Source organism: Modestobacter italicus, from assembly GCF_019799965.1.
Classification (GTDB): Bacteria; Actinomycetota; Actinomycetes; order Mycobacteriales; family Geodermatophilaceae; genus Modestobacter; species Modestobacter italicus_A.
The window spans coordinates 450,636-469,184 of the sequence record NZ_JABGCJ010000002.1 but is presented as its reverse complement, the minus strand read 5'-3'; the positions used below and the strand labels follow the sequence as shown (position 1 = coordinate 469,184).

Annotated in this window: 20 protein-coding genes; 12 read left to right on the top strand and 8 right to left on the bottom strand. The window is 72.5% G+C overall.

Translation table 11 applies throughout. The annotated features are described in order from the left end of the window. Positions 1-15 precede the first annotated feature (15 nt). Together HLA93_RS06285 and HLA93_RS06280 are read right to left on the bottom strand one after the other, a co-directional pair. The gene (locus HLA93_RS06285; RefSeq protein WP_308127967.1) at positions 16-981 is read right to left on the bottom strand and encodes a C40 family peptidase; all 966 of its coding nucleotides are present in this window, start codon (positions 979-981) and stop codon (positions 16-18) included. A 451-nt stretch (positions 982-1,432) separates the two neighbouring features. Then, complete coding sequence (locus HLA93_RS06280) at positions 1,433-1,780, bottom strand: hypothetical protein (RefSeq protein ID WP_222193479.1); 348 nt, start codon at positions 1,778-1,780, stop codon at positions 1,433-1,435. A 200-nt stretch (positions 1,781-1,980) separates the two neighbouring features. Here HLA93_RS06280 and HLA93_RS06275 point away from each other — a divergent pair, with 200 nt between their 5' ends. Both HLA93_RS06275 and HLA93_RS06270 read left to right on the top strand, forming a co-directional pair. After that, positions 1,981-3,891: a DEDD exonuclease domain-containing protein gene (locus HLA93_RS06275; RefSeq protein ID WP_308127966.1), complete on the top strand. Its 1,911-nt coding sequence runs from the start codon at positions 1,981-1,983 to the stop codon at positions 3,889-3,891. Beyond that, complete coding sequence (locus tag HLA93_RS06270) at positions 3,888-4,175, top strand: Lrp/AsnC family transcriptional regulator (protein WP_222193477.1); 288 nt, start codon at positions 3,888-3,890, stop codon at positions 4,173-4,175. Before HLA93_RS06275 ends, HLA93_RS06270 begins: the two co-directional genes overlap by 4 nt. 122 nt (positions 4,176-4,297) lie before the next feature. Here HLA93_RS06270 and trpD read toward each other — a convergent pair whose 3' ends face one another. After that, complete coding sequence (gene trpD / locus HLA93_RS06265) at positions 4,298-5,356, bottom strand: anthranilate phosphoribosyltransferase (RefSeq protein ID WP_222193476.1); 1,059 nt, start codon at positions 5,354-5,356, stop codon at positions 4,298-4,300. A 2-nt stretch (positions 5,357-5,358) separates the two neighbouring features. Next, on the bottom strand, positions 5,359-5,781 hold the full coding sequence (locus tag HLA93_RS06260) for a hypothetical protein (RefSeq protein WP_222193474.1): 423 nt from the start codon (positions 5,779-5,781) through the stop codon (positions 5,359-5,361). Between the two features lie 146 nt (positions 5,782-5,927). On the opposite strand from HLA93_RS06260, the gene ctaE reads away from it, so the two are divergent. From ctaE to qcrB, 4 genes are all read left to right on the top strand, one after another. Then, positions 5,928-6,542 carry an aa3-type cytochrome oxidase subunit III gene (gene ctaE / locus HLA93_RS06255; RefSeq protein ID WP_222193473.1) on the top strand — a complete coding sequence of 205 codons (615 nt, stop codon included), beginning with the start codon at positions 5,928-5,930 and terminating at the stop codon, positions 6,540-6,542. Between the two features lie 8 nt (positions 6,543-6,550). Continuing rightward, entirely contained in the window at positions 6,551-7,435 is an 885-nt protein-coding gene (qcrC, locus tag HLA93_RS06250) for a cytochrome bc1 complex diheme cytochrome c subunit (protein ID WP_222193471.1), read from the top strand. A gap of 70 nt (positions 7,436-7,505) precedes the next feature. After that, positions 7,506-8,621 (top strand): cytochrome bc1 complex Rieske iron-sulfur subunit, encoded by a 1,116-nt coding sequence (gene qcrA / locus HLA93_RS21975; protein WP_222193470.1) that lies wholly within the window; start codon positions 7,506-7,508, stop codon positions 8,619-8,621. Beyond that, positions 8,621-10,306 carry a cytochrome bc1 complex cytochrome b subunit gene (gene qcrB, locus HLA93_RS06240; protein WP_222193469.1) on the top strand — a complete coding sequence of 562 codons (1,686 nt, stop codon included), beginning with the start codon at positions 8,621-8,623 and terminating at the stop codon, positions 10,304-10,306. Before qcrA ends, qcrB begins: the two co-directional genes overlap by 1 nt. Positions 10,307-11,226: 920 nt before the next feature. Here the strand turns inward: qcrB and HLA93_RS06235 are convergent. After that, positions 11,227-11,628: a cytochrome c oxidase subunit 4 gene (locus HLA93_RS06235; protein WP_222193467.1), complete on the bottom strand. Its 402-nt coding sequence runs from the start codon at positions 11,626-11,628 to the stop codon at positions 11,227-11,229. Positions 11,629-11,661: 33 nt separating this feature from the next. After that, the gene (ctaC, locus tag HLA93_RS06230; RefSeq protein WP_222193466.1) at positions 11,662-12,537 is read right to left on the bottom strand and encodes an aa3-type cytochrome oxidase subunit II; all 876 of its coding nucleotides are present in this window, start codon (positions 12,535-12,537) and stop codon (positions 11,662-11,664) included. Positions 12,538-12,812: 275 nt separating this feature from the next. On the opposite strand from ctaC, the gene HLA93_RS06225 reads away from it, so the two are divergent. From HLA93_RS06225 to HLA93_RS06210, 4 genes are read left to right on the top strand one after another with little or no spacing between them, the layout of a single operon-like run. Continuing rightward, positions 12,813-13,178, top strand: coding sequence for a metalloprotease (locus HLA93_RS06225; RefSeq protein ID WP_222193465.1), 366 nt, complete (start codon positions 12,813-12,815; stop codon positions 13,176-13,178). Beyond that, positions 13,168-13,506, top strand: coding sequence for a DUF3817 domain-containing protein (locus tag HLA93_RS06220; protein WP_308127965.1), 339 nt, complete (start codon positions 13,168-13,170; stop codon positions 13,504-13,506). The genes HLA93_RS06225 and HLA93_RS06220 overlap by 11 nt, the downstream gene beginning before the upstream one ends. Positions 13,507-13,546: 40 nt before the next feature. After that, positions 13,547-15,481, top strand: a complete 1,935-nt coding sequence (gene asnB, locus HLA93_RS06215; protein WP_222193464.1) for an asparagine synthase (glutamine-hydrolyzing) — start codon at positions 13,547-13,549, stop codon at positions 15,479-15,481. A gap of 23 nt (positions 15,482-15,504) precedes the next feature. Further along, positions 15,505-15,795, top strand: a complete 291-nt coding sequence (locus HLA93_RS06210; RefSeq protein ID WP_222193463.1) for a hypothetical protein — start codon at positions 15,505-15,507, stop codon at positions 15,793-15,795. A gap of 93 nt (positions 15,796-15,888) precedes the next feature. Here the strand turns inward: HLA93_RS06210 and HLA93_RS06205 are convergent, their stop codons facing one another. Beyond that, the gene (locus tag HLA93_RS06205; protein ID WP_222193462.1) at positions 15,889-16,245 is read right to left on the bottom strand and encodes a HesB/IscA family protein; all 357 of its coding nucleotides are present in this window, start codon (positions 16,243-16,245) and stop codon (positions 15,889-15,891) included. Between the two features lie 204 nt (positions 16,246-16,449). On the opposite strand from HLA93_RS06205, the gene HLA93_RS06200 reads away from it, so the two are divergent. Together HLA93_RS06200 and HLA93_RS06195 are read left to right on the top strand one after the other, a co-directional pair. After that, the gene (locus HLA93_RS06200) at positions 16,450-17,064 is read left to right on the top strand and encodes a DUF3043 domain-containing protein (RefSeq protein ID WP_222193457.1); all 615 of its coding nucleotides are present in this window, start codon (positions 16,450-16,452) and stop codon (positions 17,062-17,064) included. A gap of 107 nt (positions 17,065-17,171) precedes the next feature. Then, positions 17,172-18,155 (top strand): aldo/keto reductase family protein, encoded by a 984-nt coding sequence (locus tag HLA93_RS06195; RefSeq protein WP_222193455.1) that lies wholly within the window; start codon positions 17,172-17,174, stop codon positions 18,153-18,155. A 102-nt stretch (positions 18,156-18,257) separates the two neighbouring features. Here the strand turns inward: HLA93_RS06195 and HLA93_RS06190 are convergent, their stop codons facing one another. After that, the gene (locus HLA93_RS06190; protein ID WP_222193454.1) at positions 18,258-18,470 is read right to left on the bottom strand and encodes a hypothetical protein; all 213 of its coding nucleotides are present in this window, start codon (positions 18,468-18,470) and stop codon (positions 18,258-18,260) included. Positions 18,471-18,549: the final 79 nt, after the last annotated feature.

Below are 18,549 nucleotides of genomic sequence, written 5' to 3'. Positions count from 1 at the left end.
GGTGGAGCGCCCCGGTCAGCCGACCAGCCGGCGAGCGCTGGCGTAACCGGCCATGTCCACGCTGGAGACGATCACCGGCTGGCCGAAGGTCGAGGCGTGCACCATCTGCCCGTTGCCGATGTAGATGCCCACGTGGCTGACCGGGCTGTAGAAGAAGACCAGGTCACCGGGCTGCAGCTGGCCGCGCGAGACGGGGGTGCCCATCCGGGACTGGCTGAGGCTGGAGTGCGGCAGGCTGATCCCCGCCGCGGCGAAGGCGTACTGGGTGAGACCAGAGCAGTCGAAGGCGTTCGGGCCGCCGGCGCCCCAGACGTAGGGGTCGCCCAGCTGGGCCAGCGCGGTGTCCACGGCGGTCTGCGCCGCGTCGCTGGAGGCGACCACCGTCTCCGGGGCCTCCAGCACCGGCCCGGTGTGCTGCTCAACGACGGCCTGCTGCTGGACGACGCTCAGCGCCTCGAACTGGGCCTTGTACTCGGAGATCTGCCCGCCGAGGTCGGCCTGGCGGGCGGTGATGTCGGCGAGGGTCTGCTCGGCGGTCGCGGCTGCGGCGTCGGCGTCGGCCTTGGCCTGCTGGGCGGCGGCCGCGGCGGCGGTGACCTGGGCGAGCACGTCGTTGGTGTGCCCGGCGATGGCGTCCAGCGTGGTGACCTGGGCGAGGAACTCGTCTGCCGAGCCACTGGTCATCAGGGCGTTGAACCGGGAGAGGTTCTCCCCGGTGAACGCACTGACCGCCACCTGGCGCATCTGGGCGTCCAGGGTCGCGAGCTGGGCCTGGGCCGCGGCGACGGCCTGCTCGGCGGACGCGGCGGCCGCCCGCTGCTGCGCCAGCACCTCCTGCGCCTCGTTGAGCTGCTCGGTGACGACCTCGAGTTCGTGGGTGGCCTCGCTGGCCAGCCGGGTCGCCTCGTCCGCACTGCCGGCCTGGGCGGCCGGGGCCGCGGCGGCGCTGCCCGGCAGCACGGCCAGGGTCAGGCTGGCCACGAGCCCGGTGAGCAGACCGGTGCCGAGCCGACCGACGAGCCGGGCGCGGCAGGGACCGGCCGTCAGGGGGGCAGGGGCCGACGGAGAGGCGGGCCGGACACGGTGCTGGGACGTCGCCACGGGCGGCGGGACTCCGTTTCACAGTCGAGACCGCCGACCGGCTCGGCTCACGGGTCCGGGCGAGGAGACACCCGGTCTGCGCGTCGTCGTCGACGCGTGCGCTCCGACGCTGCGGAGCACGCGAGGCCCACTCCATGACTGCGGTGGGCTCCCGGTCCACCCGGCCGCTGAGGCGACCCGGTGGTTCGGCGGTGCCCGTTCGGGGTCACCCTCTGTGGCGACGACAACCCGTTCGGACACGACGAACCTAAGTCCGTGACCGGATCGAGATGAAGACCTGTCAAACCCCCAATGCGCCACAGCACCTGACAAATCACAGCTCTGCGATTTGTCAGCTCACGTGCCGGTCGCCGCGAGTGGTCGCATCTTGATGGCGCAACGGCGGAACGAGGCCGAAGTCTGCCAACGCCCGCACCGCCTTCCGCTCGACGTCGTCCAGCTCGACGACCGGGCGGCCGTCGTCGGCCGCGCTGTCCAGGTCTGCAGCGGCGACCACCCGACCGGGCGCCTCCCGGGTCGGCTCGAGCGGCTCGCCGGCGCGGACGCCCGGACGGCGTCGGCTCAGGGGGACCACCGTGGGCTCGCTCCCCCACCCCGGTGGTGCGCCCAGCAGGACGGTCACGACGCAGTCGTCGCAGCCCTGACCGCGGACGGTGCAGGTGTCGCAGTCGATGAGCACGGCGGCTCTCCTTCTCTCTCGGATCCGGACGCCGGGGACGCTAGGAGCGGCCACCGACAGTTCTGCCCGGTCGCCCGCGCTCCCCCGGCCGCCCCGCCCGGGTCCCCGGCCGGCCCGGCGTGGCCTCCGGAGGACTGTCGGACCCCCGACCTAGCGTCCGTCCCGTGCCGTCCGTACCCGTTCCGCCTCACCCGTCGACCGTGCCCGCGCGGCCACCGGCCACCTCGCCGGGGTGGCACCGGCTGAGCGCCCCCGGGGCCACGGCGGCCGAGCGGCCACGGTTCGAGCAGGCCACGATCGAGGACCTGGGCACGCCGTTGGCCGGCGTCACCTTCGTGGTCGTCGACCTGGAGACCACCGGGGGCTCCCCCAAGGACAGCGCGATCACCGAGATCGGTGCGGTGAAGGTGCGCGGCGGCCAGGTGCTCGGTGAGTTCCAGACCCTGGTCGACCCGGGCCGGGAGATCCCGCCCTACATCAGCGTGCTGACCGGCATCACCTCCACCATGGTGGCCGCCGCCCCCCGCATCGACGGGGTGCTGCCGGCCTTCCTGGAGTTCGCCCGGGGCGCCGTGCTGGTCGCCCACAACGCCCCGTTCGACCTCGGCTTCCTCAAGGCCGCGTGCGAGGCGACCGGGGTGGCCTGGCCGGCGTTCGCGTCGGTCGACACCGCCGTCCTGGCCCGGCGGCTGCTGACCCGCGACGAGGTGCCCAACTGCAAGCTGGCCACGCTCGCGCCCTACTTCTCGACGTCCACCCAGCCCTGTCACCGGGCCCTGGACGACGCCCGGGCGACCGTCGACGTCCTGCACGGCCTCTTCGAACGGCTCGGCCCCCTCGGCATCACGTCCCTGGAGGAGCTGACCGGGCTGACCCGGCAGATCGACCCCCAGCGCCGGCGGAAGCGGCACCTGGCCGAGCACGTGCCGTCCGGCCCCGGGGTCTACGTCTTCCGCGGCCCCGGCGACGAGCCGCTGTACGTGGGCACCTCCACCGACCTCCGCAGCCGGGTGCGCAGCTACTTCTCCGCCGGCGAGCAACGCAGCCGGATGACGGAGATGATCACGCTCGCCGAACGGATCGAGGCGCTGCCGTGCGCCCACGACCTGGAGGCCGCGGTGCGCGAGCTGCGGCTGATCGCCGAGCACAAACCGCGCTACAACCGCCGGTCCCGCTTCCCCGAGCGCGCCCTCTGGGTCCGGCTGACCGACGAGCCGTTCCCCCGGCTGTCCGTGGTCCGCCGCGTGCGCCCCGGGGCCGGGGTCTTCCTCGGGCCGTTCCCCGACCGCCGGGCCGCGGACGCCGCGGTCGCCGCGGTGCACGAGTCACTGCCGCTGCGGCAGTGCACCTCCCGCCTCTCGCTCACCGTGCTGGGCACCGCCTGCGCCCTCGCCGGGATGGGCCGGTGCGGCGCACCGTGCACCGGCGAGCAGAGCCGGGAGGAGTACGCGTCGGTGGCGGCGGTGTTCACCGCCGCGGTCGACTCCGACCCGCGTGGCCTGGTCGCACCCCTGCTCACCCGCGTCGAGCGACTGGCCGAGGAGGGTCGGTACGAGGACGCCGCAGTGCTCCGGGACCGGGTGGCCGTGCTGCTGCGGGCAGTGCACCGCCGGCAGCGCCTGGAGCTGCTGGCCGCCGTCCCGGAGCTGGTGCTCGCCCGGCCCGACGGGTCCGGCGGCTGGCAGCTGTCGGTCGTCCGCCGAGGCCGCCTGGTCGCCGCGGGCGTCGCCGAGCGGGGCCGCTCGGTGCGCCGGCACGTGGCCGACCTGCTGGCCACCGCCGAGACCACGACCGCGCCGGAGGGCGAGCTGGCCGCCAGCGTCGACGAGACCGAGCTGGTGCTGCGCTGGATGGAGAAGCCCGGCACCCGGCTGGTCGACGTCACCGGCACGCTCGCCAGCCGCACCCCGGGCACCGGGCTCTACCGCGACTTCCTCGCCCGGGTGGAGGCCGGCCGGGCCGAGCTGGACCCGTTCGCCGACCACCGCCCGCTGAGCACCCGCGCACAGCCCGACCGGCTGGTCCCCGGCGCCGCCGAGCCGGCCGGCCGGCCCACGTCCCGGCGGGGACGGCGCGGCCGGGTCGCCGGCGGGCTAGCATCCCCGACGTGATCACCGCCATCGTGATGATCGATGCCGCCACCGACTCCATCGGCGAGGTCGCCGAGGCCGTCGCCGCACTGCCCGGCGTCAGCGAGGTGTACTCGGTGGCCGGCGATGTCGACCTGGTGGCGCTCGTCCGCGTGCACGAGTTCGAGGAGATCGCTCAGGTGATCGCCGGGCGGATCAACAAGGTGCCCGGCGTGGTCGACACCGCCACGCACATCGCCTTCCGCGCCTACTCCCGCCACGACCTGGAAGCGGCGTTCTCCATCGGCTTCGACCAGGCCGACTAGCCCCCGGCGGAGGGCCGGCCACTCCCCCGGCCGAGCGCGCACGGGGCGGCGCGCACGGGGCGGCGGGCGCGAGGCCGTCCACTCCGCACCGGGGGCGGGTCCCCGCCGGGGACGTCTCGCCGTCAGGCGTCGGCGCCGTCCCGCGCTGCCCGGCTGACCCGGACCCACTCGTCGAGCTTCGCCGCCGCGCGGCCGTCGTCCACCGCGGCCGCCGCGCGCTGCAGGCCGGCCTCCAGTGCGTCGTGCAGCCGGGCGCCGCGCTCGTCGAAGGCCGCCAGCGCCGCGGCCGCGTTCAGCAGCACCGCGTCCCGGACCGCCCCCCGGTCGCCGGCGACCAACCGCCGGACCACGTCGGCGTTGACCGCCGGGCCCCCGCCCCGGAGCGCGCCGGGCTCGGCCACCGGCACGCCCAGCGCCGTCGGGTCCAGTCGCTCGGCCACGACCTCGCCGTCCCGGACCACCCACACCGCCGAGGTTGTCGTGGTGGTCAGCTCGTCCAGGCCGTCGTCGCCGCGGAAGACCAGCGCCCTGGTGCCCCGGTCGGCCAGCACCTGGGCCAGCACCGGCGCCATCCGGGTGTCCGCGCAGCCGATCGCCGCGGCCACCGGCCGGGCCGGGTTGGTCAACGGCCCGAGGAAGTTGAAGACGGTACCGATCCCCAGCTCCCGGCGGGGAGCGGCGGCGTGCCGCATCCCGGGGTGGAAGACCGGCGCGAAGAAGAACCCGATCCCGGCGTCCCGGACGCACCGTGCCACGGCGGGGGCGGGCAGGTCGATCACGACGCCCAGCTCCTCCAGCACGTCCGCGGTTCCCGAGGCCGAGGACGCCGCCCGGTTGCCGTGCTTGGCCACCGGCGCGCCCGCAGCGGCGGTCACGATCGCCGCCATGGTCGAGATGTTGACCGTCTGCGCGCCGTCGCCACCGGTACCGACGATGTCCACGCAGTCGACCGGCAAGGTGACGGGGGTGGCCTGGTCCAGCATCGTGCCGGCCAGACCGGTGACCTCCTCGGGCGACTCGCCCTTGGCGCGCAGCGCGACGACGAAACCGGCGACCTGAGCGGGCGTCGCCTCGCCGGTCATCACCTGGCGCATCGCCCAGCGGGTCTCCGCGGCGGCGAGGTCCTCACCGCGGACGAGCCGGTTGAGCAGACCCGACCACGTCGGTTCCCTGGTGCCCACGTTCAGCGACGGACGGCGGGGCGCTGCGCGGTGCGCTCGCGCAGCAGCCCCGCGACCACCTCGGTGGCGGCCAGCGGGTCGATCGGGTACGCGAGCGTGGCGTCGGCCATCGACCAGTGCGCCAGCCACCTGTCGGCCTGCCGCGCGATCAGCACGACCAGCTTCGGGCAGTCGGCGACCTCGTGGGTGAGCTGGCGGCTGATGCCCATGCCACCGGTCGGCTGGGCCTCGCCGTCCAGGACGCACAGGTCGATCCCACCGGCGTCGACGGACGCCACGACCTCGTCGGCCGTGGCGCACTCCACGTAGGTGACCGGACTCACGTCCGGGGCCGGGGAGCGACCCAGCGCGGTCCGGACGGCGGCGCGGACCTCGGCCCGCTGGCTGAAGACCAGCACGGTGGCCGGTGCGGCGTCGACGCTCACCTGCGCGAGCCTAGTGCCCACACCCGACCCGCCGGGCAAGGTGCCGCACGGGCCTGTGCTGGGCGCTCGCGCACGGCGTCGCCGACACGCGCCACGCCGTCCCACCCCACGTCGTGGGACGCCTGTGCCGATGCCATGATGACCGGGTGACAACGGCCCCCGTGGCGAGCAGCACCTTCGACACCTCGCGGGTGCACTCCCTGACCCGACCGAACATGGTCAGCGTCGGCACGATCGTCTGGCTCGCCAGTGAGCTGATGTTCTTCGCCGGCCTGTTCGCCATGTACTTCACCGCGCGAGCCCGAGCCGAGGACGGCTGGCCGCCAGAGCCGACCGAGCTCAACGTGCCGTACGCGTTGTTCTTCACGCTGATCCTGGTCGCCTCGTCGGTGACCTGTCAGTTCGGCGTGTTCGCCGCGGAGATCGGCAACGTCTACGGCCTCCGGCGCTGGTTCACCGTCACCTTCGCCATGGGCTTGATCTTCGTGCTCGGCCAGGGCTTCGAGTACCGCACCCTGGTCGTCGACCACGGCACGACCATCGCGTCGTCGTCCTACGGGTCGGTGTTCTACCTGACCACCGGGTTCCACGCCCTGCACGTGATCGGCGGCCTGGTCGCCTTCCTCTTCGTGCTCATCCGGTCCACCATGGGCCGTTTCACGCCTGCCCAGGCGACCTCGGCCATCGTCGTGTCCTACTACTGGCACTTCGTCGACGTCGTGTGGGTCGGTCTCTTCGTCACGATCTACCTGATCAAGTAGGGAACCGGGTGTCCACCACGAACGCCTCCTCCGAAGCCCCCCTCGAGGGCGGTCGCCGCGGCCTGCGCCGTCGCCGTCCGGCCGCCGGCACCCCGGCTGCCGCGGCACGCGACCGGCGCCGGAGCAAGCAGCGCCGTCGCCTGGCCAACATCGCCGGCCTGCTGGCCGCGCTGGTGCTGACCGGTGTGGGCTACTCCGCCCTGGCCCCGGGGGCCAGCGCCGCCGACGACGCGACGGGCAACCCGTCGAACGCCGTCGAGGCCGGCCGCGAGCTCTACACCCGCAGCTGCATCACCTGCCACGGTTCCAACCTGCAGGGCGTGCAGGACCGCGGCCCGTCCCTCATCGGGGTCGGCGAGGCCGCCGTCTACTTCCAGGTGCACACCGGTCGCATGCCGCTGGTCCGCCAGGAGGCCCAGGCCCCCGAGCGCCCGCCGGTCTTCTCCGAGGAGGAGATCGACCAGCTGATGGCCTACATCCAGGAGAACGGTGGCGGCCCCACGCTGCCCTCGGGCGACCTGCGGGACGGCGACCTGGCCGAGGGCGGCGAGCTCTTCCGGCTCAACTGCGCCCAGTGCCACAACTTCACCGGCATGGGCGGTGCACTGTCCTCCGGGAAGCGCGCCCCCTCGCTGATGGAGGCCGACGACCTGACGATCTACGCCGCCATGCTGTCCGGCCCGGAGAACATGCCGGTCTTCGGTGACAACCAGCTGACGCCGGACGAGAAGCGCTCGATCATCACCTACGTGCAGACCATCAAGGCCGCTGCCGACCCCGGCGGTGCCGGGATCGGCCGGGTCGGCCCGGTCGCCGAGGGCCTGGTCATGTGGACCGTGGGTGTCGGCGCTCTGCTCTTCGGGATCTTCTGGATGGGGACCAAGGCCCCGTGAGCCAGTTCCCGCACTCCCCCCTCAAGCCCGCCCGTCCCGCACGGGCGATGAACGCCTCCGAGGAGACCGCGTGACCACCACCGAGCACGGTCCTGGCTCGGCCGGCGGGGACGACACGTCCGGACCGCTCCACGGCGGTCCCGACGCGGAGCACTCGCCCGAGCAGCTGGCGGCGATGGACCGCACCGAGCTGGACCGGCTGGGCGCCCGCTACGACGGCGTCGAGGTCCTGCACGTCGACCCCGTGCCCCCGCCCGGCTCGCCGCTGGACAAGAAGAACACCCGACTGGTCACGCTGTGGTTCGCGCTGGCCGGCCTGTTCGCCGTGGCCTTCCTGGTCATCTACGCCGGTTCGGGCTGGTTCCTCCCGAGCTGGGAGTGGGAGATCGGCGGCAGCACCTGGAGCGCGATCTACACCCCGCTCCTGGGCGCCACCATGGGTGCGTCGCTGATCTGCATCGGCGTGGGCCTGGTGCTCTACGTCAAGAAGCTGCTGCCGCACGAGACCGCCGTCCAGGACAAGCACGACGGCTCGCACTTCGACCGGGTCACCACCGGCGCGACGCTGATGAGCGGCCTGGACAACTCGGGCCTCCCCCGCCGCAAGGTGCTGCTGGGCACCATCGGCGTGATGGGCGCGGCCTTCGGGGCCATGCTGATCGCCCCGCTCGGTGGGCTGATCAAGAACCCGAACACGGGCAACCCCCTGGGCACCACCCCGTGGGCCGAGGGCGTGCGACTCCTCCGGGAGGACGGCACCCCCGTCCGCCCCGGCGACCAGCAGGTCGGTTCGCTGGAGACGGTCTTCCCGGCCGTCGAGGGCGGCAACCGGGCCGCTGACGCAGCCGTCATGCTGATCCGTCTGCGGCCGGACCAGATGGCCACCCTGGTCACTGCCGAGGGCCGGGAGGACTACGGCTACGGCGACTACATCGCCTACTCCAAGATCTGCACCCACGCCGGCTGCCCGGTGTCGCTCTACGAGCAGGAGACCAGCCGGATCCTCTGCCCGTGCCACCAGTCGCAGTTCGACGTCACCCAGGGCGCCAAGCCGGTCTTCGGCCCCGCGACGCGTTCCCTGCCGCAGCTGCCCATCACCGTCGATGACGAGGGATACTTCAGGGCACGCGGCGACTTCCCCGAGCCCGTCGGACCCTCGTTCTGGAACATTGGGAGACTCGACTGATGGCGACCACCACGACGACGGCGCCGGGCCAGCCCACGACGCTCGTCGGCAAGGCGGCCCTGGAGGTCGACGATCGCTTGATCGTCGCCGGCCCGGTCCGCCGCACGCTGAACAAGGTCTTCCCTGACCACTGGTCCTTCCTGCTCGGCGAGATCGCGCTGTACGCGTTCGTCGTCCTGCTGCTGTCCGGGACGTACCTGACGTTCTTCTACGACGCCACGATGACCGAGGTCACGTACCAGGGCTCGTACGCCGCGATGCGCGGCATCGAGATGTCCGCGGCCTTCGAGTCGTCCCTGGACATCTCCTTCGACGTCCGCGGTGGTCTGCTGATCCGCCAGATGCACCACTGGGCGGCGCTGCTGTTCGTCGCCGCGATCTGCGTCCACCTGCTCCGCATCTTCTTCACCGGCGCCTTCCGCCGGCCCCGTGAGACCAACTGGTTCATCGGCGTCGCGCTGCTGGTGCTGGCCATGCTCGAGGGCTTCGCCGGCTACACCCTCCCCGACGACCTGCTGTCGGGCACCGGGCTCCGGATCTTCTCGGCGGTGTTCCTCTCCATCCCGGTGATCGGGACGTGGGTCTACTTCACCGTCTTCGGTGGGGACTTCCCCGGCGAGCTGATCATCGGCCGGCTCTACATCCTGCACGTGCTGATCATCCCGGCCATCCTGCTGGCCCTGATCGCGCTCCACCTGCTCATCCTGGTGAAGCAGAAGCACACGCAGTTCCCGGGCGCTGGTCGCACCGAGCACAACGTGGTCGGCAACCGGCTCTTCCCCACCTTCGCCGGCAAGGCGACCGCACTGTTCTTCATCGTGTTCGGCCTCTGCGCCGCCCTCGGTGGCCTGGTGCAGATCAACCCGTTCTGGCTGTTCGGGCCCTACAACCCGGCCCAGGTCTCGGCCGGGTCCCAGCCCGACTGGTACATCGGCTTCGTCGATGGTGGTTCCCGCATCTTCCCGCCGTGGGAGATCGTGCTGTGGGGCTACCACATCCCGCCGGTCCTCTGGGGCGCCCTCGGCATCCCGGGTGTCATGTTCACCCTGCTCGCGCTCTACCCGATCATCGAGCGCAAGCTGACCGGTGACACGGCCAGCCACCACCTGCTCCAGCGCCCGCGCGACGTCCCCGTGCGCACCTCGCTGGGCATGATGGCGATCACCGCCTACGTGGTGCTCTGGATCTCCGGCGGCAACGACGTCATCGCCGAGAAGTTCGACATCAGCCTCAACGCGATGACCTGGTTCGGCCGGATCGGCTTCCTGGTCCTCCCCCCGATCGCCTACTGGATCACCTATCGGATCTGCCTGGGTCTCGAGCGGCACGACCGCGAGGTGCTCGAGCACGGCATCGAGACCGGCGTCATCCGCCGGCTGCCGAGCGGTGAGTTCATCGAGGTGCACCAGCCGCTCGGCCCGGTCGACGAGCACGGCCACGGCCAGCTGGCCTACGGCGGCGCCTCCGTGCCCAAGAAGATGAACCAGGTCGGCGGCGCTCGCCGGGCGATCAAGGGCTTCTTCTCCCCCATCGAGGAGCCGGCCGAGGTGCAGCGTCAGGCCGAGCTCGAGGCCCGTGGCCTGGAGTCCGAGCAGGCCAGCCGCGAGCTCACCGGCTCGGGTCGCCCCAGCGAGGGCGGGCGACCGTCCGAAGGCGGTCGGCCCCAGCAGGAGCCACGCGACTGACCCAGCACCACCCAGCACCACCCAGCAGGGGCCTCGGCGGCATCGTCCGCCGGGGCCCCTGCTCCGTTCCCGAGCGGACCGACGGCCCGGGCACACCGCTGCCAGCGCTCTCCTCAGCGTCGCTCCCTCGGGTCTCCACTGCCACGGCGTGGCTGCCACCGGCCCACGCGCGCCGACCGACCCGTTGCGGCTCTACGCCACGGTGGGCGCCTCGGATGTGTCCTGTCGGCCTGGCTGCGAACGGACGCAGGCGCGGGCCGGCGGCTGATGCCCACGACGCCCGCGTCGGCCGCTCGCCGCGGCGTGACGGCGCCGCATGCGGACCTCCAGGAGGCCGGTGAACCGCTGCCCCGCCGCCTGGCGCCCACACACCCGAGGGGATTGCGACCGCCGCGTCTGCCAGCGTCCGCACGGCCCGGTCACGGCGTCCAGAGGCCTCCCCGCTCGCCGCACAGGGGAATCAGGGCCACCCTTCGGCGTACCGGCCCGACGGGCAGTTCCTCGAGCCGCCGGTCCCCGGCGTGCCGGGGGCAGCTGGTTGCCGACGGGGCCGACGGCCTGGACAGCCCTCGCTGGTCCCCCGGCGCCCCCCGAGGTCCCCAGAGGGCTGCCGGCGCCCGGCCCCGACCGGCCTCCAGCCGGCCCCACCGGCCCACAGACGAGGCGCACTGCAGCACAGGCCACCGGCGCCCTCGGGCGCGCAAGCACACAGGCCGGGCGACGGACGCTCCAACAGCCCTTCGGCGCAGCCCTCGGTGAGTCCGGCGCGCACCGGCTCCTCGTGCTCGTTCGCGGTAGCCGGGCTGTGCATCGGTGCGGGCGGTCCGATGGACGAGGCCGGGGTGCCGCTGCCCCGATCCCCAACGCACAGCGGGGCCCCTCCCGGAGTTGGGAGGGGCCCCGCTGTACGGGAGGGCAGATCAGCTGTGCGCGTTCTGCCCGACGTAGTACTCGAAGAGCAGCCCACCGATGGTCATCAGCAGGAAGGCGCCGGCCAGCAGCACCAGCCACGGATACCAGAACGCGAGCGCCAGACCCATGAGCGCAGCGGAGAGGGCCAGGCCGAAGGGCCAGTAGCTCGCCGGGCTGAAGAAGCCCAGCTCGCCGGCGCCGTCAGCGATCTCGGCGTCCTTGCGGTCCTCGGGGCGGGCGTCGATGCGCCGACTGACGAACCAGAAGAACCCACCGATCAGCGCCGTCAGGCCAGCGGACAGGGCGAGCGCCGTCGTGCCGATCGGCTCGCGCGACCAGAAGCCGTAAACGAACGCGGCCACGATGCAGAACACCGTGAGCAAGTTGAAGATGAGCGCTTCGACCTTCACGGCCGCTCCTCCTGGTCCTGCGGGATGGTCGGGTCAGTCATCGGAGGCAGCAGCCTGCTGGCCACCGGTCGGCAGCGGCACGGTGCTCGTCGCGGCACCCGGCTGACCGATGCTCTCCAGGGCGTCGTAGGTCGACAGGCCGTCGAGGCGGGCGTCGATGTAGTCCTCGTAGTCCTCGGCGCTGACCGAGCGGACCTCGAAGTTCATGTACGCGTGGTAGGTGCCGCACAGCTCGGCGCACCGGCCGACGTAGGCCCCTTCCTCGCGGACGGTGACCTCGAAGACGTTGTCCCGGCCGTTCTCGTTGCCCGGGATGACGTCGAGCTTGAAGAGGAACTCCGGCACCCAGAAGGAGTGGATGACGTCGGCCGAGGCGAGCTCGAACCGGATCTCCTGGTCGACCGGGAGCACCAGGATCGGGATCTCGGTGGTGCTGCCGACGGTGGACACCGGCTCACCACCGTTCGCGTCGGTGGTCTCCGGGTAGACGAACTGCCAGTTCCACTTGAACGCGTTCACCGCGACGGTGACGTCGGGCTCCGCGCTGCGCTCCATCACCCGGTTCTGCGTGTTCACGGTGAAGAAGAACAGCACCGCGATGATCACGAACGGGATGACGGTGTACACGACCTCCAGCGGGAGGTTGTAGGCCGTCTGGCGCGGGAGCTCGTCGCCGCGCTTGCGGTACCGGATGGCCGCGTAGGCGATGAGGATCCACACCGCGATGCCGACCACGAGGGCCGCGATCGTCGAACCGATCCACAACTGGTGCATCTCGCGGGCCTCGTCGGTGATGCCGTCAGGCCATCCCCAACTGAGCCAGCTGCCCGTGACATCACACCCGCTGAGCGTCAGAGCACCCAGGAGACCGAGCCCGGCGACCTTCGCCAGCTTGCTGCGTCGAGCCACTGCCCGCTGCCTCCTCATCCCCCGCGTGGCGGCGCCACGCGGTCTCACCGGCGGGCACTCCTCGGTTCCCCGACAGGCTCTGCCCACCCCGACCACAGTCTCGCCGAGACTAGCCGACCCCGCCTGTCGTCCCGGGAGCGGGCAGACCCTCCCGGCGGGTCGCCGTCCGGGCTGGTCGGATGGGGCGCGCGCCGTCCACCGGTGGACGCTGGTGTGCGCGTCGCCTCCCCCCGGGACGGCGCCGTCGGGCCGCCGTCGGCGGTTAGAGTCAGGGCGTGTACTCCCGCCTGCTCACCGTCCGGTGGATGCTGATGCACCTGCTGGTGGCGGCGCTCTTCGTGGCCACCTTCTTCCTCGGCAACTGGCAGCTGGGCAAGGCCGAGGACGGCGGTGGCCCGGTCAACTGGAGCTATGCGCTGCAGTGGCCGCTCTACGGCTTCATGGGCCTGTGGTTCTACCTGCGGATGTGCCGCGACGAGGCCAACCGCGACCCGGCCGACGACGAGCCGGGCAACGCCGTCGTCCTCTACCAGCGCCCCCGGATCGACACCACGGGCGACCCCGAGCTGGCCGCCTACAACGCCTACCTGGCCGAGCTGAACGCCAAGGCCCTCGGTCAGGAGGTGCCCCGTGGCCGCTGACACCAGCACGCTCGCCCCGCGGGTGGCCTCGTCGCTCGGCCGCTACCGGGTGATGGCCTACGTGGTCGGGGCCATGCTGCTCGTCCTCGTGCTGGTGGCCATGCCGCTGCGCTACCTGGCCGACGTCCCCGAGGTCTCCGCGGTCGTCTCGCCGATCCACGGGTTCCTCTTCATCGTCTACCTGGCCACCGCGTTCGACCTGGCCCTGAAGGCGAGGTTCACCGCCAAGGGCACCGTCCTGGTCCTCCTGGCCGGCGTCGTCCCGTTCGTCTCGTTCTGGGCCGAGCGGCGGGTGACGGCGCGGGTGCGCGCCGGCCAGCCGCTCTGACCGCCCCTCCCCCGCCTCCCACCACCTGGAGACCTCCCGCATGTGCGGCCTGCTGGCCTACCTGTCCACCGACGCCGAACGGGTCGACGAGCAGACGGTCTCCGGGGTGCAGCACGCGTTGCGCTGCCTGCGGCACCGCGGCCCGGACGACCGGGAGGTGTGGTCGGACCCGCACGCGGTGCTCGGCTTCAACCGGCTGGCGTTCATCGACATCGAGGGCAGCCCACAGCCGATGCCCTATGCCGAGGGCCGGTACCGGATCGTCTTCAACGGCGAGATCTACAACTACCTGGAGCTGCGCGAGGAGCTGAAGGCCGCCGGTGCGACCTTCGCCACCGAGGGCGACACCGAGGCGATCGTCGCCGGGTTCCACCTGTGGGGCGAGGCCGTCGTCCCGCGGCTGCGGGGCATGTTCGCCTTCGTGATCTGGGACACCGAGACCGGGACGGCGTTCGGCGCCCGGGACGCCTTCGGCATCAAGCCGCTGTTCACCGCCCGCCTCGCCGACGGCGGACTGGTCTTCAGCTCGGAGAAGAAGGCCCTGCTGGAGCTGCTGGGCGGCAGCGCCGGGGCCGGCGGCGTCGACGGCGCGTCCCTGCAGCACTACCTGACGCTGCAGTACGTGCCCGAGCCCGCCACCCTGCACCGCGGCATCCGCCGGATCGAGAGCGGCACCAGCTTCACCGTCGTCGACGGCGAGCTGCACACCAAGCGGTGGTTCCACCCCGCCTTCACGCCGAAGCCGGTGACCCCGGGCTCGGAGCAGGCGCTGTTCGACCGGATCGCCGAGGTGCTCGACGACTCGGTGGCCAAGCACATGCGCGCCGACGTCACCGTGGGGTCGTTCCTCTCCAGCGGGATCGACTCGACCGCGGTCGCCGCCCTGGCGCACAAGTACAACCGCGACCTGGTGACCTTCACGGTGGGCTTCCAGCGGGAGGCCACCTCGGAGGTCGACATCGCCGCGGAGTCGGCGCAGATCCTGGGCGTGGCGCACGTGCCGGTGGAGATCACCGCGCAGGACTTCGCCGACGCCATCCCCACCGTCGTCTGGTACCTGGACGACCCGGTCGCCGATCCCGCGCTCGTGCCGCTGTACTTCGTGGCCCGCGAGGCCCGCAAGCACGTCAAGGTGGTGCTCTCCGGCGAGGGTGCCGACGAGCTGTTCGGCGGTTACACCATCTACCGCGAGCCGCTGAGCCTGGCCTGGGCGTCGAAGCTGCCCGCCGTGGGGCGGCAGGCCCTGGGCAGGCTGTCCCGGCTGGTGCCCGAGGGCGTCCGCGGGCAGAGCCTGCTGGAGCGCGCCTCGCAGCCGATCGAGGAGCGCTACTACGGCAACGCGCGCAACCTCAACGCGGCCGAGCTCGCCCAGCTGCTGCCCGGCCGCGACCCCGACCTGTCGCACGTGACGGTCACCGAGGCGCTCTACCGGCAGACCCGCGAGGCCGGCTACGACGACGTGACGGCGATGCAGTACGTCGACCTGTTCACCTGGCTGCGCGGCGACATCCTGGTCAAGGCCGACAAGATGACGATGGCCAATTCCCTGGAGCTCCGGGTCCCGTTCCTGGACCCCGAGGTGTTCGCCCTGGCCAGCAGCCTGCCGCTGGAGATGCGGGTGCCCCGCAAGGGCGACGCGACGAAGTACGCGCTGCGCCAGGCGATGCGGCAGATCGTGCCGCCGAAGATCATGAACCGGCGCAAGCTCGGCTTCCCGGTGCCGACGGCGGAGTTCCTGGCCGGCCCGCTGCACCAGTGGGCCCGGGACATCGTGACCGCCAGCCAGACCGACGAGTGGCTGGACCGCGACCACGTGCTGGGGATGCTGGACCGGCTGCGCGAGTCGGACGTGCCGAGCAAGCGGATCGCCCGGCAGGTGTGGGAGGTGCTGGTCTTCATGATCTGGCACGGCATCTTCGTCGAGGAGCGGATCACCCCGGAGATCCCCGAGCCGGTGTACCCGGTCCGGCTGTGACCGACCGCCGGCGAGTCGGCCCGGTGACCGCCGCACTGGTGGCGGCCGGGCTGCTCGCCGGCTGCTCCGGCGCGGACGACGGCGTCTGCCCGGAGACCCCGAGCGCCTGCGCCTCACCACCGTCGTCCCCGGCCGTGCCGTCGGACACCGAGCCCAGCTACAGCGCCCGCCCCCTGGAGTTCCCGACGCCGAGCGCCGGCCAGGCACCGAGCACGCCGCCGTCCCCGCCCCTGGACCCGGGGACGCTGGTCCCGCCCCTCCCGGCGCCGTCCGGTGGGGTGCCGATCCCCATCCCGTCGGACCCGGTCGACTGACCGAGGTCGCCCGAGGGAGAGCCGGGGCCCAGGACGCACCGAGGCCCGGCCCCCCGCAGGGGAACCGGGCCTCGGTGGACGGTCAGGCGACGATCAGTGGAAGCTGTCGCCGCAGGCGCACGAACCGCCGGCGTTCGGGTTGTCGATGGTGAAGCCCTGCTTCTCGATGGTGTCGACGAAGTCGATCGTCGCGCCGCTGAGGTAGGGGATGCTCATCCGGTCGACGATCACCTCGGTGCCACCGAACTCGAAGGTCTGGTCGCCGTCGAGGAAGCGCTCGTCGAAGAACAGCTGGTAGCGGAGGCCGGAGCAACCACCGGGCTGCACGGCGATCCGCAGCCGCAGGTCGTCGCGACCCTCCTGCTCCAGCAACGCCTTCACCTTCGACGCGGCGGGGTTGCTGAGGATGACGCCGGTGGCGCCGGGGGCCTGCGTGTCCTGCACGGTCATGTCGTGGTCCTCCCACACTCGAGGTGTCCTGCTCGGCCCGTCACGGGGACGGACGTCCGGAACGGCCAACACCGCCGTGGCGGAGCTGCTTCCCACTGTACGGCGCTCCTGGCGACCGAGGGTGCACCCGCACCATCCAGAGGGAGGACCACGCCGCGCCGGAGGACGCCGGACGGGGTCGGCGGCCACGTAGACTCACCGGCCGTGAAGCTCCGCCTGCCCGGCCGCCGCGCCGACTCCGCGACGACCCCGGACGCCCAGTCCGACCTCACCAGCCAGCTGGCCGGCAGCACCGCCGTGGGCAAGGGGCGCCCGACGCCCCGGCGCAACGAGGCCCAGGGCCGCCGCAGTGGCCCGGTGCCCCCGCCGCCGACCACGCGCAAGGAGGCCTACCGGCGGATGCGCGAGCAGCAGGCCGCCGGCCGGGGCAGTGCCCGCGAGGCCGCCGCCCGCGGGGACGAGAGCTCGCTGCCCGCCCGCGACCGCGGCCCGGAGCGTCGGCTGGTCCGCGACCTGGTCGACGCCCGCCGCAACGCCGGCAGCGTCTTCCTGGTCGTCGCCGCCCTGGTGCTGGTCGGCTACTTCATCCCGAACCCGGCCGTGCAGAGCTACACGGTGTTCATCTGGTTCGCCTTCTTCCTGGTCATCATCGGTGATTCGGTCATCCTGGGCCGCAAGATCAAGAAGACCGTGGCCGAGCGCTTCCCGAACACGACGCAGCGCTCGCGCAGCCTGGTCTGGTACGGCATCAGCCGGGCCACGATGATCCGCCGCTGGCGGTTCCCCAAGCCGCAGGTCGCCCTCGGCGCAGAGGTCTGAAGAAGGACCCTCCTGCCCCACCACTCGCACGCTCGTGGCGGGCCCCTGCAGGAGGGCCGAGGGGCCGGCACCGCGAGTTGGTGAGCTGAGCTAAGTACTGTCGGGTCGTGCAGACACGACGCCTCGGCCGTTCTGGCCTGACCATCTCCGAGATCGCCTACGGCAACTGGCTGACCCACGGCAGCCAGGTCGAGGAGGACGCCGCCCACGCCTGCGTGCGGGCCGCCCTCGACGTCGGGATCACCACCTTCGACACCGCCGACGTGTACGCCGGAACCAAGGCCGAGTCGGTGCTGGGCCGGGCGCTGGCCGGCCAGCGCCGCGAGGGGCTGGAGATCTTCACCAAGGTCTACTGGCCCACCGGCCCCGGGGCCAACGACCGCGGGCTCTCCCGCAAGCACATCGTCGAGAGCTGCAACGCCTCGCTACAGCGACTGCAGACCGACTACGTCGACCTGTACCAGGCCCACCGGTACGACTCGTCCGTGCCGCTGGAGGAGACGATGACCGCGTTCGCCGACCTGGTGCGGCAGGGCAAGGTCCTCTACCTCGGCGTCTCGGAGTGGCGGGCCGAGGAGATCGCCGCCGCCGCCGAGCTCGCCCGCGAGCTCAAGGTGCAGCTGATCAGCAACCAGCCGCAGTACTCGATGCTGTGGCGGGTCATCGAGGCCGAGGTGGTGCCGACCAGCGAGCAGGAGGGCCTCTCCCAGATCGTCTGGTCGCCGCTGGCCCAGGGCGTGCTCACCGGCAAGTACCTACCGGGCCAGCAGCCGCCGGCCGACAGCCGGGGCGGCCACGCGACCGTCGGCGGGTCGATGAAGAACTACCTGACCGACGACGTGCTGACCCGGGTGCAGCAGCTGCGCCCGATCGCCGACGAGCTGGGTCTGTCGATAGCGCAGCTGGCCGTCGCCTGGGTGCTGCAGAACCAGAACGTCGCCGCGGCGATCATCGGGGCCAGCCGCCCCGAGCAGGTGCACGACAACGTGAAGGCCGCCGGGGTCGAGCTGCCGGCCGAGGTCATGACCCGCATCGACGAGGTGCTGGGCGACGTCGTCGAGCGCGACCCGGCCAAGACCTCCCGGGGCTGACGGAGGCCCCCCTGCCCCCACCGCTCGCAGGCTCGCGGCGGGCCCCTGCACGGGGGTCGGAGGCCGTGGGGTGGACGTCGCTCGGCGGCGTCCACCCCACGGTCACGTCGCGGCCAGGCCCATCGGGCCGTAGACCCGTTCGCCGTCCTGCTGGAGCGTGACCGTCGCGACGCCGCGCTCCAGCAGGTCGCGCCAGCTCTCCCCCAGCCAGGACTCGGCATCGCCCTGGTTGTCGCACTCGGGCACCTCCACCCCGAGCGTGGCGGGGTCCACGGGCGCACCCGATGCGTCTTCCAGCTGCCAGGTCCAGCTCATGGCGGGAGGCTAACGGCCCGGGGACGCCTCGGCAGCCCCCGACCGCACCGGGACTGCCGCCGCGGCAGGGTCAAGCGAT